Below are 12,850 nucleotides of genomic sequence, written 5' to 3'. Positions count from 1 at the left end.
CCGGTCGGTCGGTCACGGGTAGAGGCCACGGAGCAGGTGCGCCTGGGCGACCCGCTCGACGGCGAGGGCGGTGGCGGCCGCGCGCAGCGGTACGCCGAGCCGGCGGGCGTGCGCGTTGACGGCGCGCCAGGCGATGTCCATGCGGGTGGCGAGCCGGGCCTCGACCTCGTCGGCGCTCCACCAGAAGGCCTGGTTGGCCTGCACCCACTCGAAGTAGGAGACGACCACGCCGCCGGCGTTCGCGAGGATGTCCGGGGCGACCAGGACGCCGTTGCTGCGGAACACCTCGTCGGCCTCGGGCGTGGTCGGGCCGTTGGCACCCTCGACGATGACCTTCGCCCTGACCCGGTGGGCGTTACCGGCGTTCAGCACGCCCTCGACCGCCGCCGGGACCAGCAGGTCGACGTCGAGCTCGAGCAGCGCGGCGCTCTCGAGGACGTCGGAGCCGACGAAGCCGACGACCGAGCCGGTCGCGTCGACGTGCGCCTCGAGCGCGACGACGTCGAGGCCCGCCTCGTCGGCGATCGCGCCGTACTGGTCCGAGACCGCGACCACCCGCACGCCGGCCTCGGCGAGGAACCGGGCGGCGTACCGGCCGACCTTGCCGAAGCCCTGGACCGCAGCAGTGGCGCCGGTCGACGCGATGCCGCGGTCGGCGAGCGCGGCGAAGGCGACGTGGGCGACGCCTCGCGACGTGGCGGTGGCCCGGCCCAGCGAGCCGCCCAGGCTGATCGGCTTGCCGGTCGTGACGCCGAGGACCGTGTAGCCCTGCTGGGCCGAGTAGGTGTCCATCATCCACGCCATGGTGCGCTCGTCGGTGCCGATGTCGGGCGCGGGGATGTCTCGCTCGGGCCCGATCAGCGGGCTGATCTCGGAGGTGTAGCGGCGGGTGACGCGCTCGAGCTCGGCGGGCGAGTAGCCGCGCGGGTCGATCCGTACGCCGCCCTTCGCGCCGCCGTACGGGACGTCGAGCAGGGCGCACTTCCAGGTCATCCACATCGCCAGGGCGCGCACCTCGTCGAGGGTCACGTCGGGCGAGTAGCGCAGGCCGCCCTTGGCCGGACCGCGGGAGAAGTTGTGCTGCACCCGGTGACCGACCAGCACCTCCTGACTGCCGTCGTCGCGGCGCAGCGGGATCGAGACGGTGACCTCGCGGCGCGGCGTCGCCAGCATCGCGTAGACGCTGTCGTCGTACTCGAGCACCTCGATCGCGGCGGCCAGCTGCGAGCGGGCGTCGGCGAGGACGGTGGCGCCGTCGGCGACCTCCGGCTGGAGGGACACGCTCGTGGGTGCGTCGAGCAGCGTCGTCATCGGGTGACCTCGAAGACCTCGTCGAGCACGTCGCAGGCTTCCTCGAGCAGGGCGTCGCCGATCGACAGGGGCGGTAGGAAGCGGAGCACGTTGCCGTAGGTGCCGCAGGTGAGGACGACGACGCCGCGCTCGTGGGCGGCGGCGGCCACCCGCTTGGCGAGGTCGGCGTCGGGCTCCGTGGTTCCGGGCCTGACGAGCTCCACGGCGAGCATCGCACCGCGGCCGCGGACCTCGCCGACGCGTGCGTCGCGCTCGCTCAGGGCGAGCAGCCGTCGGGTCATCAGGGAGCCGATCTTGACGGCCCGCTCGACCAGGTTGTCGGTCTCGATCGTCTCGAGCACGGCGAGCGCCGCGGCGCAGGCCAGCGGGTTGCCCCCGTAGGTGCCGCCGAGGCCACCCACGTGGGCGGAGTCCATGATGTCGGCGCGGCCGGTGACGGCCGAGAGCGGCAGCCCGCCGGCCAGGCCCTTGGCGGTCACGACCAGGTCGGGGACGACTCCCTCGTGGTCGACCGCGAACATCTCGCCGGTGCGGGCGATGCCGGTCTGCACCTCGTCGGCGACGAAGACGACGTCGTTGGCGCGGCACCAGGTCACGAGCGCGGGCAGGAACCCCTCGGCCGGGACGATGAAACCGCCCTCGCCCTGGATCGGCTCGATCACGATCGCGGCGAGGTTGTCCGCCCCGACCTGCTTCTCGATGACGTCGATCGCCCGGGCCGCGGCCTGGGCACCGTCGACCTCGCCGTCCCGGAACGGGTAGGACAGCGGGGCGCGGTAGACGTCCGAGGCGAACGGGCCGAAGCCGCTCTTGTAGGGCATGTTCTTCGCGGTCATCGCCATCGTCAGGTTGGTGCGGCCGTGGTAGGCGTGGTCGAAGACGACGACGCCCGTCTTCCCCGTGTGGGTCCGAGCGATCTTCACCGCGTTCTCCACGGCCTCGGCGCCGGAGTTGAAGAGGGCCGTGCGCTTCTCGTGGTCGCCCGGCGTGATCGTGTTGAGTGCCTCGGCGACCTCGACGTACCCGGCGTACGGCGTGACCATGAAGCAGGTGTGGGTGAACGCGGCGACCTGCTCCTGGACCGCCGCGACCACGCGGGGCGCGCTGTTGCCGACGGTGGTGACCGCGATGCCGGAGCCGAGGTCGATCAGCGAGTTGCCGTCGACGTCGACCAGCACGCCGCCACCGGCCGCGGTCACGTAGACCGGCAGGGTGGTGCCCACGCCGGTCGCGACCGCGGCGGACTTGCGTGCGTGCAGCTCCTGCGACCTCGGACCCGGGATCGCGGTCGCCAGGCGACGCTCCTGGGGCAGGGTCGGCCCGCCGGTGGTCGTGGTCCTCGTGGTCATGCTGTCCTCCGCGTGTCGCTGTCCGGTACAGCGACGACGGTAGGGTCCGGAGCTCGCCCTGCCCTATGTCATTCCTGCACAATCTCCGTCATGGAGTTGTGCGATCATGTCATCGTGACCGTCCTCGCCGACCTGCTCGACGACGCCGCTCTGCGCCTGGTCCCGATCGTCGACGAGCGCCGGGAGGAGCCCGTGAGGTGGGTGGCCACCAGCGAGCTCCACGACCCGGCGCCGTTCCTCGAGGGCGGCGAGGTCCTGCTGACGACCGGGTTGGACACGGCCGGCTGGACGCAGGAGTGGGAGGGGTACGTCGGCCGGCTCGCCGGCGCCGGCGTGGTCGCGATCGGCCTGGCCGTGGGGCTCACCTACTCGGCGGCCCCGGTGGAGCTGGCCGACGCCTGTCGTCGGCACGGAGTCGACCTGTTCGAGGTCCCTCGCGACACCCGGTTCGTGACGATCAGCCGGACCCTCGCGGCCCAGCTCCAGCGCGAGGAGGCGTCGGCGGCCGTGGCGGCGCTCGAGTCCCAGCGCACGCTCACCCAGGCCGCCCTGCGCGAGGACGAGCCGCAGGTGCTGCTCGGCGCGCTGGCCCAGGTGGGAGCGATGGCCGCGATCGTCGGCCGCGACGCCCTCCCCGTGCTCGGACCGCTCGGGGCTCGGCCGGAGCTCTTCGACGCGAGCGCCGTCGAAGGCGCGGTGGCGAAGGTGCGCCGCGAGGGATTGCGGGCGGCGGCCAGCCTGACCACCCCGGGCGGCACCGTGCTGCTGCATCCCCTCGGCGTGAAGGGCCGGCCGGACCGCTACCTCGTGGTCGGGTTCCTCGGTCGGGTCGCGGACGCCCAGCGCAGCACGATGACCACCGCCGTCGCCCTGCTCAGTCTCGCCGAGGAACGTCGGCGGGCGGGTCGCGAGGCCGAACGGCGGCTCCGCACCCGGGCGGTCGAGCTGCTCGTCGCCGGCGACGACCGCACCGCCAAGGTGCTGCTCACGACCGGGACCGGTTCGCGCGTCCGCCTGCCCCGGCGGGCGACCGTGCTCCGTGTCGCGGGATCCCCGGCCGGGCTCGAGGACGCCTGGGGCCGCCACGAGGCGGCGCCCGAGCTCGCCGCGATCGTCGCGACCGGGGACGGGGAGCCGGAGCTCGTGGTCGTGCTGCCGGCGGCTGCCGACGTCGCGGCGGTCGCACGCGGCCTGGCCGACGACGGGTTGCGGGTGGGCATCGGCGAGCCGGGCACCTCGGTGGCCGCCAGCCACGAGACGGCCGGTCACGGTCTCCGCCTGACCACCGCCGACGCGCCCGTCGTGTCGTGGTCCGAGGGGATCCGGCAGGGCGTGCTCTCGCTCCTCGACCCGGCCAGCGCGCAGGCGTTCGCACGGTCGTACCTCGCTCCGCTCGAGGGCGACCGGGAGCTCGTCGAGACGCTCGAGTCGTACCTGCGACACCACGGCTCGCTGCTCAAGGCCGCCGAGGACCTGGGAGTCCACCGCAACACGGTGCGTCATCGGGTCGCTCGGATCGAGGGGCTGCTGGACAGGTCGCTCCTGGACCCTCAGGTGCGCGCGGACGCCTGGGTGGCGCTGCGCGCCCAGCAGAGCCCGGCCTAGTGGCCGTCCTGCCTGGTCCGTCGGGTCAGCGCATCTCCCCGCGCACGGCGCGTCCCGGGTAGGCATCGGGATCGAGCTCGCCGTCGCGGATCACGAAGCTGCCACCGACCAGCAGGTGACGCACCCCGGCGGACGGCCGGACCGGGTCGGCGACCGTCGCGTGGTCGGTGACCGCGGCGGGGTCGAGGACGACGAGGTCGGCGTCGGTTCCGGCCGCGAGGCGGCCCTTCGTGCGCATCGCCGGCGCCACCTGGTCGAGGACCCGGGCGGGCAGGTAGGAGCAGCGCCGGAAGGCCTCGGGCCAGCTCCAGAGCTCGTGCTCGAGGACCATCAGCCTCAGGCTGCGGGCGAAGGTACCGGCGGTGCGCGGGTGCGTCGAGGCACCAGGCGGGAGCGGCCACTCGCGGGTGTCGGCGCGGTGGTCGGGCCACTCCAGCGGCATCGCGTCGCTGGCGACGATCGCGTCGGGGAAGGCCAGGGCCCGGCGGAGCAGCTCCCGGTCCCGCTCGTCGCGCTCGTCGAAGAACTCCACGATGCAGGTCGCGCCCGGGTCGAGCGTCCGGACCTCCTCGAGGCGGCGTACGTCGGCGATCCGCTCGCCGGTGCCGACCAGCACGATGCTGGACGGGACCAGGCCCCAGGCAGGGAGCCGGTCGGGCGCCAGGAAGAAGGCGCCGACGCTCGTGCTGCCCATGCCGTAGGGGTACGCCTCGACCGTCACCCGCGACCCTGCGGCGCGGGCGTCCTCGAGGGTGCCGAGCACCCGGTCGACGTGACGACGCGAGGTGCTGTTGACGTGGCAGTGGTGCATCGCGGCGCCGGTCTCCGCTGCGGCGATCGCGACCTCGCGGGACCCGTCGATCGGTGTGGTCGGGTCGGCCTCGACCAGCTCGCGGACGTGGGTGAAGGTCGGCGCTCCGGCGGCCGCGGCGAGCCGCGCGACCGCGAGGTACTCCGCCGGGTCCGAGCGCGGCGCGTAGCCCATCAGCACGCCGATGCCGAGTGCGCCGGCGGCGAGCTCGCCCTCCAGCAGCTCGAGCCAGGCGGCGAGCTCGGCCGGGGACGAGGTGCGCTGCCAGTCGAGGTTGCCGAGCAGGTCGGTCGAGCTGTCGAAGCGGGCGTTGGGGACCACGCCTGCCAGCACCTGGCCGCGGGCGTCGGACCACGACGCCGAGAAGCCGTAGTTGAGGACGCGCCCGGCCGCGGCGGCCTCGGCGTACGCCCGCTCGATCGGCATCAGCCCGGCCTCGAGGTCCAGGTTCGTCGTCACCCCGTCGAACGCCTGCAGGCGCTGACCGGCGATGGAGTGCACGTGGCTGTGCAGGTCGACGAAGCCCGGCCCCACCACGAGGCCGCTGACGTCGACGACGGTGGCGTCGGCATCCAGGACGGGCGTCGTCGAGATCTCCGCGACCCTTCCGTCGCGGACGACGACGTCGGCGACGGACTCCGTCCCGGCCTCGGGATCGATGACGCGGCCGCCTCGCAGGATCGTCGTGGTCATGCCGCGATTCTCAGGCCTGCCGAGCCGTCGCGCTTCGGTGGGGCCTACAACACGGTGGTGGGCGCCTCGTCGATCTTCACCAGGCGCACGTCCGGCGGCTCCGGGACGGCGTCGGCGAGGAACCAGCGGAAGGCCAGGTTGCCGGCCTGCTGGTCGAGGGTGCTGATCGCGTTGGGGTGCTCGAGCTGGGAGCGGGCGATCACGGTCGTGACCGTGCCGTCGGCATTGGGTACGGCGGTGCCGTGGTTGATCGAGATGCGGCCGTCGGTGACGTTGTGGCCGGCCATGAACTGGTTCCACGCGATGACGTTCCAGAAGCGGCAGGTCGGCGGTCGGTGGGTGACGACCAGGGCCTCGTCGGGCTCGAGGTCGTAGCTGCCGAAGGAGTAGCAGGCGTCGGTCGCCGACCAGCCGAAGTTGAAGTCGGGCACCTGGTACGGCGTCCCGAAGGTGTTCGCGACCTGGGCGATCTCGTGGCCGAGGTCGTGGCGCTCGTCGTCGTTGCGGACCCCGACCGCCAACGGCACGATCGAGAACGTCGTGCGCATCCAGGTCAGCGTCGAGCGCAAGGCCTGCGCGGTGTCCGCGTCCGTGCGCCGGACCGGGTCGGGCTCGTCGAGGGCCTCGACCTCCCACTCCACGCGACGTCCGGTGAGCGGGTCGACCTGGTAGTCACGGGTGAGCGCGACGGCGGCATCCGGGGCGAGCTCGACGAAGACGCCGGCGTACCCCTCGGGACGGGACGGCCCGAAGACCATCTCGAAGCGCCCGTCGGCGTCGAAGGTCAGGTCGCTGTCGTTGACGACGCCGATCACCCGGTCCGACCAGGCTCCGGGGGAGGGCTCGTTGTAGACGGTGATGGAGAAGTAGGCACTGTCGCCGCGGTGACCGTGGATGCGGTACGTCCGCGTCGGGTCCAGCACGACGTACGCGTAGTAGGAGTCGGTGTTGTCGCCGCCCCAGCGCCGGTCGCGGCGGAACGGCGTGACGGTGTCGACGAAGACCGGGCGACTCGGCTCGGCGTACAGGTAGGTGTCCAGGCCGACGCCCAGGATCGTCGTCAGCATCCGGTAGCCGTCGACGACCGCTCGCTCGCCGGACACGGCCCGGTCGCCGGCGAGGAAGCTCTGGTCGAGCTCCCTGAGGCCGTCGAGCAGCTCGTGCCAGGCCTGCGTGGACTCCCACGTCTCTGCGCTCATGGGGCGATGCCTTTCAGGAGAAGGGTGGTGGTGCGGTCGATCCAGGCGTCGTCGAGGTCGTCGCCGCCGCGGAAGAGGAGTGCGAGCAGGGTCGTGCCGGCCATGGCCTCGATGACGGCATCCGGATCGGTGGCAGCGCCGGCGAGCCGGTCACGCGCCGTGCCCAGCGGCCCGTCCGCGAGCCGCTCGACGAGCGCCGCGTGCAGGGTGCGGTCCGCCGCGAACTCCGCGATCAGGCCGGGCACCGCTGCCCGCGCGACCGGATGGGCGAAGACGTCGACACAGGCGCGCACCATGGCACGCAGGTCGGTGTCCAGCGAACCGGTCGACGGCACCTGCACGCGGTCCGCGTCGGTCGGGAAGGCGGCCTCGTGCACCAGGTGCGCCTTCGAGCGCCAGCGCCGGTAGATCGCGGGCTTGGTCGTGCGTGCCCGGTCGGCCACGGCGGCGATCGTCAGGTCGGCGTACCCGACCTCGACGAGCAGCTCGGCGGTCGCGGCGAGCACGGCGCTGTCGATGCGCCGATCACGTGGTCTACCGGGGGCTGTCGTCATTACGAAACCGACCGTAACGTAATCGCCGTCACACCGACAGAAGGGTGCACCTCATGTCCATACGGCTCGACGACCTCGACCACCCGTCGTTCTCGCCCGAGATCGACGAGATCCGCGCACTCATGGACCAGATGGCCGAGGCCTGTCCGCTCGACTCGGCGGCGCTGCACGCGCAGGCACGTGCCGAGACCGGTCTCAGCGACTTCGGTGCCCGGGACTACGAGGAGCGGCTCGACCTCCTTCTCGCCGCGATGCGCGACATCGACGGTCTCGACGGGCCGGGGCGGCTGAACCTCCACTCCCAGCTGCTGCAGATGCTGCGCAACCGGCTGCTGCTCACCGACCTGCTCGCCCGGCACCCGGAGATCCACGAGATCGAGCTGGTGCCGCCGGTGGTGATCGCCGGTCTCCCGCGCACCGGGACCACCCACCTGCACAACCTGCTCGCGGCCGGTCCGACGTTCCGCACCCTGCCCTACTGGGAGAGCATGGAGCCGTTGCCCCTGCCGGCGGAGGTGGGTCTCGAGCCGGACCCGCGGCGTACGCGCTCGGACCTGGCGGTCGACTTCATGAACGCCGCGATGCCGCACTTCGCGCTGATGCACGAGATGACGACGGACCACGTGCACGAGGAGATCCAGCTCCTGGCCAACGACTTCTCGACGATGTTCTTCGAGACCGTCGCCGAGGTGCCGGCGTGGCGCGACTACTACCTCGACCACGACCAGACCCCGCACTACCGCTACCTGCGGACGCAGCTGCGGGCGCTCCAGCACGTGCGCGGCGGACGGCGGTGGCTGCTCAAGTCGCCGCAGCACCTCGAGCAGCTGCCGGTGCTGGACGCGGTGTTCCCGGGCCTCACCGTCGTCGTCACGCACCGCGACCCGGTGCCGGTGACGGTCTCGATGGCGACGATGGTCGTCTACTCCGCGCGGATGCACCGGGCGCCGGTGCCGGCCGCCGAGACGGGCCGCTACTGGCGCGACCGGATCGACCTGATGCTGACCTCGCTGGTGCGGGACCGCGAGGTCGTGCCAGCCGAGCGGTCGGTCGACGTCCGCTTCGACGAGTTCATGGCCGACGACCTGGCGACGGCCGAGCGGGTCTACGAGCTGGCCGGCGAGCCGGTGACGGGGGAGGCCGCCGCCGCGATGGCCGCCTACATGGCCGGTCACGAGCGCGGCCGGCTGGGCACGATCGACTACCGGGCCGAGGACGTCGGGCTCGACGTCGACGAGCTGCGCGAGCGGTTCGCGCCGTACGTCGCCCGGTTCCTGGCGTAGCCGTCAGGAGCAGAGGCCGTTCGCCGCTGCCTCCGCCTTGTCGCCGCTCTGGTTCTTCCCGCTGATCGCGCCCTTGCCCAGGCTGCCGAGTGGCTGGTCCTTCTTGACCTTCGCCCACAGGGCCTGGGCATCGGGGGTGAGCTGGAGCCGGCCCCAGTTCGGGTCGTCGATCGGGAAGTCGGTCGTCGGCGCGGTGACGAACTTGATGTGCGCCAGGTTCGCCCCGCGCAGCGACGTCGCGAGCTTGACGAGCTTGCCGACGCTCGCGATCTCCGGGTTGGTCTCGATGGAGCCGCCCAGCGCCTTGGCGAACTGGTAGACCTTGTTGGGGTTGGTCAGCGTGCCGGCGGACATCACGGTGTTGAGCATCGAGGAGATGAAGGCCTGCTGCCGCTTCATGCGCCCGAGGTCGGAGTTCGCGGTCGAGTGCCGCTCGCGCACGTACTTCAGGGACTCGTTCCCGTCGAGCGTCTGGGTGCCCGCGTCGAAGTGGATGTGCGCGACCTCGTCGTCGACGTCCTCGGGGATGCAGACCTCGACGCCGCCCACGGCGTCGACCATGTCCTTGAAGCCGCCGAAGTCGACGGTGATGTAGTCGTTGACGTAGATCCCGGTCAGCGCCTCGAGCTGGGCGACGGTGCACGCCGGGCCGCCGAGGGCGAACGCCTCGTTCCAGGTCGCGTCCTTCGCACCCGGGACGGTGTTGCCGTCGACGGTGCAGTCGGGACGGTCGACGAGCGTGTCGCGCGGGATCGAGATGCCGTACGCCGACTTCCGACCCTTCGCCACGTGGATCAGGATCGTGGTGTCCGACCCGCCCTCGCCGGTCTCGCTGTCGATGCCGCAGCCGTCGCAGTTGCGGGCGTCCGAGCCCATCACGAGGATGTTGATCGCCGAGGTCGGCAGCGGCTTCTCCTCCGGCGGCGCGACCTGGTGGGGGATCTTGTCGCCCTCGGTGATCCCGCTGTTGACCTGGTTGTAGGCGAACACCACGGTGGCGCCGGTGACGAGAGCGATGACCAGCTCGGTCACGATGACGACTCGCAGCACGGTACGTCGTTGGTGGCGGGTCGCCTTGGCCAAGACCGGTCCTCCTGAGGATGGGTGTCCCCGAGACACTTCCCGCCAGCCTACGTGGACTGCGGAAGACACCTGGCCGGTTCGGCGCGGACGGTCCGATGGCGGTGTCCGATTCCCGCCAGATCGTGTCGGTGGCGTGGGGGAGGATGGGGACATGAGCCCGACCCCTGAGACGCGGACGGCCCCCCAGGTGGCCCTTCACCTGGAGAGCGAGTCCTGCTACCGCGCGGTGAAGTCGCGGGACCGCCGGTTCGACGGCGTCTTCTACACCGCGGTCCGCACCACCGGCATCTACTGCCGGCCGTCGTGCCCGGCGCGCACCCCCGCGTTCCACAACGTCACGTTCCACCCGAGCGCCGCCTCGGCCCAGGCCGCCGGCTACCGCGCCTGCAAGCGCTGCCTGCCGGACGCGACGCCGGGCAGCCCGGACTGGGACGTCGCCGCGACCGCCGCCGGTCGCGCGATGCGGCTGATCGCCGACGGCGTCGTCGATCGCGAGGGGGTCGAGGGACTGGCCGACCGGGTCGGCTACACCTCGCGCCACCTCGGGCGGATCCTCACCGCCGAGCTCGGCGCCGGGCCGCTCGCCCTGGCGCGGGCCCGCCGGGCGCAGACCGCCCGCATCCTGATCGAGACCACGGACCTCACGTACGCCGACGTCGCCTTCGCGGCCGGCTTCTCCAGCGTCCGCCAGTTCAACGACACGGTCCGCGAGGTCTACGCGTCCTCGCCGACCCAGCTCCGCGGGCGCCGGGGCGGGCAGCCGGCCACCGGCACGGTCGTGATGCGGCTCGCCGTGCGGACGCCGTACGCCGGGAGCCGGCTGCTCGACTTCCTCGCGCTCCGTGCGGTGCCGGGCGTCGAGGCCGCGGGGGAGGGCTGGTACGCCCGGACCCTCGCCCTCCCGCACGGCACCGGCACGGTCCGGCTGGAGATCCCGGACGAGCCGGCGCCCCAGCAGACCGCGTTCGTGACGGCGTCGTTCGCGCTCGAGGACCTGCGCGACATCAGTGCGGCGACCGAGCGGGTGCGCCGGCTCCTGGACGCCGACTGCGACCCGGTTGCGGTGGGCGACGCGTTCGCCGGCGACCCGCTGATCGGTCCGCTGGTGCGGCGCTGGCCGGGACTGCGGGTGCCCGGTCACGTCGACGGACACGAGGTCGCGGTGCGCGCGGTGCTCGGTCAGCAGGTGAGCGTCGCCGGCGCCCGCACCGTCGCGGCGCGGCTGACCGCAGAGCACGGGCGCCCGATCGCACGCCCCGTCGACGGACTGACCCACCTCTTCCCCGATGCGGCGACGATCGCCGCACTGGACCCGGAGGACCTGCCGATGCCGCGCGCCCGGGGCCGCGCCCTGATCGCGCTGTGCTCGGCCCTGGCGTCCGGGGAGATCGCGCTCGACCGCGGCCCCGACCGCGACGACGTACGACGAGCGCTGCTGGCCCTGCCCGGCATCGGACCGTGGACGGCCGACTACATCGCGCTGCGCGCGCTCGGTCATCCCGACGTCTTCCTCCCGACCGACGTCGGCATCCGCGACGCGCTGGTCCGCCTCGGCCGCGACCCGGCCGACGCGGCGGCGCTCGCCGAGGCGTGGAGCCCGTGGCGCTCCTACGCCCAACTCTACCTCTGGCACACTCTCACTCCGAAGGAGCACTGAACATGTGGACCGTCATGCCATCCCCGATCGGCCCGTTGCGCATCGTCGAGCAGAACGCCGCCATCACGGCGATCGAGTTCTCACCCTTCCGCGACACAACGGGCCGCGTCCGCGGCGCGGAAGCACCGGACAACCCGGTGCTGGCTGAGGCCGTCCGGCAGCTGACGGCGTACTTCGACCGCGACCTCAAGGAGTTCGACCTGCCGCTCGGCCCGGTCGGCACCGACTTCCAGCAGCGGGTCTGGGAGCAGCTGCTCGGCGTGGGCTGGGGCGAGACCGCGTCGTACGGCGAGATCGCGCACCGCCTCGGCATGACCAACGCGGCCTCCCGCGCGGTCGGCCTCGCCAACGGCCGCAACCCGATCCCGATCGTGATCCCGTGCCACCGCATCATCGGCGCGAACGGCACCCTCACCGGGTACGCCGGCGGGCTCGAGCGCAAGCAGCTCCTGCTCAACCTCGAGGTCGACGGGCTGTTCTGAGGGCTCGCCTACTCGGCCGCAGCCCGCCGCAGCGACTCCGACAGCCGCTCGGCGGCGGCGAGCACGGCGGGAGCGTGCATCCGGCCCGGCTGACGCGAGAGCCGCTCGAGCGGGCCGGAGACGGACACCGCGGCGATGATCTTGCCGCCGGGGGAGCGCACCGGCGCGGAGACCGACGCGACGCCCTGCTCGCGCTCGCCGACCGACTGTGCCCAGCCGCGCCGGCGGATGCCGGAGAGCGCGGCGGCGGAGAACGCGGAGTTCTGCAGGCCGCGGTGCATCCGCTCCGGGTCCTCCCACGCGAGCAGCACCTGGGCGGCGGAGCCGGCGCGCATCGTCAGCTGGGACCCGACCGGGATGGTGTCGCGCAGGCCGCTGGGCCGTTCGGCGGCCGCGACGCACACGCGGTGGTCGCCCTGGCGGCGCCAGAGCTGGGCGGACTCGCCGGTGATGTCGCGCAGTCGCGCGAGCACCGGTCCGGCGGTCGCGAGCAGCCGGTCCTCGCCGGCGGCCGCGGAGAGCTCGGCGAGCCGTGGGCCCAGCACGAAGCGGCCCTGCATGTCGCGGGCGACCAGACGGTGGTGCTCGAGAGCGACGGCCAGGCGGTGCGCCGTCGGCCGGGCCAGACCGGTGCCCGAGACCAGACCCGCGAGGGTGGCCGGCCCGGACTCGAGGGCGGTGAGCACGAGGGCGGCCTTGTCGAGCACGCCCACTCCGCTGGTGTTGTCCATATGGCAATACTGGCGTCTCAGATCATGGGATGCAAGCGGTACGCTCTGTGACGTATCCACCACTGATCAACACCGAGCCGAAACCGAGGGAG

Annotated in this window: 11 protein-coding genes; 4 read left to right on the top strand and 7 right to left on the bottom strand. The window is 72.8% G+C overall.

Annotated features, from left to right (window positions below; all coding sequences use genetic code 11):
- Nucleotides 1-12: 12 nt before the first annotated feature.
- Both ASC77_RS04755 and gabT read right to left on the bottom strand, forming a co-directional pair.
- Nucleotides 13-1,311 carry a Glu/Leu/Phe/Val family dehydrogenase gene (locus ASC77_RS04755; protein WP_056149282.1) on the bottom strand — a complete coding sequence of 433 codons (1,299 nt, stop codon included), beginning with the start codon at nt 1,309-1,311 and terminating at the stop codon, nt 13-15.
- Nucleotides 1,308-2,660: a 4-aminobutyrate--2-oxoglutarate transaminase gene (gabT, locus tag ASC77_RS04750; protein WP_056149280.1), complete on the bottom strand. Its 1,353-nt coding sequence runs from the start codon at nt 2,658-2,660 to the stop codon at nt 1,308-1,310. Before gabT ends, ASC77_RS04755 begins: the two co-directional genes overlap by 4 nt.
- 114 nt (nt 2,661-2,774) lie before the next feature.
- Between gabT and ASC77_RS04745 the strand changes: the two genes are divergently transcribed.
- Complete coding sequence (locus tag ASC77_RS04745; protein ID WP_056149278.1) at nt 2,775-4,265, top strand: PucR family transcriptional regulator; 1,491 nt, start codon at nt 2,775-2,777, stop codon at nt 4,263-4,265.
- A 25-nt stretch (nt 4,266-4,290) separates the two neighbouring features.
- Here ASC77_RS04745 and ASC77_RS04740 read toward each other — a convergent pair whose 3' ends face one another.
- From ASC77_RS04740 to ASC77_RS04730, 3 genes are read right to left on the bottom strand one after another with little or no spacing between them, the layout of a single operon-like run.
- The gene (locus ASC77_RS04740; protein ID WP_268788399.1) at nt 4,291-5,895 is read right to left on the bottom strand and encodes an amidohydrolase family protein; all 1,605 of its coding nucleotides are present in this window, start codon (nt 5,893-5,895) and stop codon (nt 4,291-4,293) included.
- Nucleotides 5,814-6,968, bottom strand: a complete 1,155-nt coding sequence (locus ASC77_RS04735) for a DUF1214 domain-containing protein (protein ID WP_056149274.1) — start codon at nt 6,966-6,968, stop codon at nt 5,814-5,816. Before ASC77_RS04735 ends, ASC77_RS04740 begins: the two co-directional genes overlap by 82 nt.
- On the bottom strand, nt 6,965-7,474 hold the full coding sequence (locus ASC77_RS04730; RefSeq protein ID WP_235547446.1) for a TetR/AcrR family transcriptional regulator: 510 nt from the start codon (nt 7,472-7,474) through the stop codon (nt 6,965-6,967). The genes ASC77_RS04735 and ASC77_RS04730 overlap by 4 nt, the downstream gene beginning before the upstream one ends.
- 101 nt (nt 7,475-7,575) lie before the next feature.
- Between ASC77_RS04730 and ASC77_RS04725 the strand changes: the two genes are divergently transcribed.
- Entirely contained in the window at nt 7,576-8,805 is a 1,230-nt protein-coding gene (locus tag ASC77_RS04725) for a sulfotransferase family protein (protein ID WP_056149914.1), read from the top strand.
- Between the two features lie 3 nt (nt 8,806-8,808).
- Here the strand turns inward: ASC77_RS04725 and ASC77_RS04720 are convergent, their stop codons facing one another.
- On the bottom strand, nt 8,809-9,888 hold the full coding sequence (locus ASC77_RS04720; RefSeq protein WP_162249787.1) for an LCP family protein: 1,080 nt from the start codon (nt 9,886-9,888) through the stop codon (nt 8,809-8,811).
- Between the two features lie 151 nt (nt 9,889-10,039).
- On the opposite strand from ASC77_RS04720, the gene ASC77_RS04715 reads away from it, so the two are divergent.
- Together ASC77_RS04715 and ASC77_RS04710 are read left to right on the top strand one after the other, a co-directional pair.
- A complete protein-coding gene (locus ASC77_RS04715; protein ID WP_056149268.1) occupies nt 10,040-11,545 on the top strand; it encodes a DNA-3-methyladenine glycosylase 2 in 1,506 nt (501 codons plus the stop codon).
- A 14-nt stretch (nt 11,546-11,559) separates the two neighbouring features.
- Nucleotides 11,560-12,027, top strand: coding sequence for a methylated-DNA--[protein]-cysteine S-methyltransferase (locus ASC77_RS04710; RefSeq protein ID WP_321163687.1), 468 nt, complete (start codon nt 11,560-11,562; stop codon nt 12,025-12,027).
- Between the two features lie 8 nt (nt 12,028-12,035).
- Here the strand turns inward: ASC77_RS04710 and ASC77_RS04705 are convergent, their stop codons facing one another.
- The gene (locus ASC77_RS04705; protein WP_056149264.1) at nt 12,036-12,758 is read right to left on the bottom strand and encodes an IclR family transcriptional regulator; all 723 of its coding nucleotides are present in this window, start codon (nt 12,756-12,758) and stop codon (nt 12,036-12,038) included.
- Nucleotides 12,759-12,850 lie beyond the last annotated feature (92 nt).

This window comes from Nocardioides sp. Root1257, assembly GCF_001425175.1.
In the GTDB taxonomy this organism is placed as follows: Bacteria; Actinomycetota; Actinomycetes; order Propionibacteriales; family Nocardioidaceae; genus Nocardioides.
The sequence above is the reverse complement of the archived record's forward strand: the minus strand, read 5'-3'. Positions and strand labels throughout refer to the sequence as shown.

Coding starts and splice junctions, on each gene's coding strand:
- ASC77_RS04715 (WP_056149268.1), top strand. CDS start 10,040: ATGAGCCCGACCCCTGAGACGCGGACGGCCCCCCAGGTGGCCCTTCAC.
- gabT (WP_056149280.1), bottom strand. CDS start 2,660: ATGACCACGAGGACCACGACCACCGGCGGGCCGACCCTGCCCCAGGAG.
- ASC77_RS04725 (WP_056149914.1), top strand. CDS start 7,576: ATGTCCATACGGCTCGACGACCTCGACCACCCGTCGTTCTCGCCCGAG.
- ASC77_RS04755 (WP_056149282.1), bottom strand. CDS start 1,311: ATGACGACGCTGCTCGACGCACCCACGAGCGTGTCCCTCCAGCCGGAG.
- ASC77_RS04705 (WP_056149264.1), bottom strand. CDS start 12,758: ATGGACAACACCAGCGGAGTGGGCGTGCTCGACAAGGCCGCCCTCGTG.
- ASC77_RS04735 (WP_056149274.1), bottom strand. CDS start 6,968: ATGAGCGCAGAGACGTGGGAGTCCACGCAGGCCTGGCACGAGCTGCTC.
- ASC77_RS04710 (WP_321163687.1), top strand. CDS start 11,560: ATGCCATCCCCGATCGGCCCGTTGCGCATCGTCGAGCAGAACGCCGCC.